Source organism: Pseudomonas sp. 30_B, assembly GCF_017491605.1.
Lineage (GTDB): Bacteria > Pseudomonadota > Gammaproteobacteria > Pseudomonadales > Pseudomonadaceae > Pseudomonas.
This window is the reverse complement of sequence record NZ_JAFGYY010000096.1, coordinates 1-635: the sequence shown is the minus strand read 5'-3', so window position 1 is coordinate 635 and position 635 is coordinate 1. Positions and strand designations below refer to the sequence as shown.

Genomic DNA, 635 nt, shown 5'->3' with positions numbered 1-635 from the left:
GTCGGCCTGTCGTTCCCGCTCGAGATGACGCGGATCGATACGTTCGTCGAAGGGCTGGCCGAAGTGCTCGTGATCGAGGAGAAGGGCCCCGTGATCGAGCAGCAGATCAAGGATCATCTCTACAACCGCGCGGCCGGTGCGCGGCCCGTCGTGCTCGGCAAGCACGACGCGGCCGGCGCGCCGCTGCTGTCCGAGCTCGGCGAGCTGCGGCCCTCGCGCATCCTGCCCGTGTTCGCCGAATGGCTCGCGCGCCACAAGCCGGCGCTCGATCGCCGCGCGCGCGTCGTCGATCTCGTCGCGCCGAGCATCCTGTCGAACGAGGCGGATGCGGTGCGGCGCACGCCGTATTTCTGCTCGGGCTGCCCGCACAACACGTCGACGAAGGTGCCGGAAGGCTCGATCGCGCAGGCCGGGATCGGCTGCCACTTCATGGCCTCGTGGATGGAGCGCGACACGACGGGCCTGATCCAGATGGGCGGCGAGGGCGTCGACTGGGCCGCGCATGCGATGTTCACGAACACGCGCCACGTGTTCCAGAATCTCGGCGACGGCACTTACTTTCATTCAGGGATCCTGGCGATCCGGCAGGCGGTGGCCGCGCGCGCGAACATCACCTACAAGATCCTCTACAACGA

1 pseudogene is annotated in these 635 nt (G+C 67.7%); it reads left to right on the top strand.

The window, feature by feature from the left end:
* Positions 1-635: pseudogene (locus tag J5M67_RS27380) on the top strand (indolepyruvate ferredoxin oxidoreductase family protein); the annotation flags it as partial.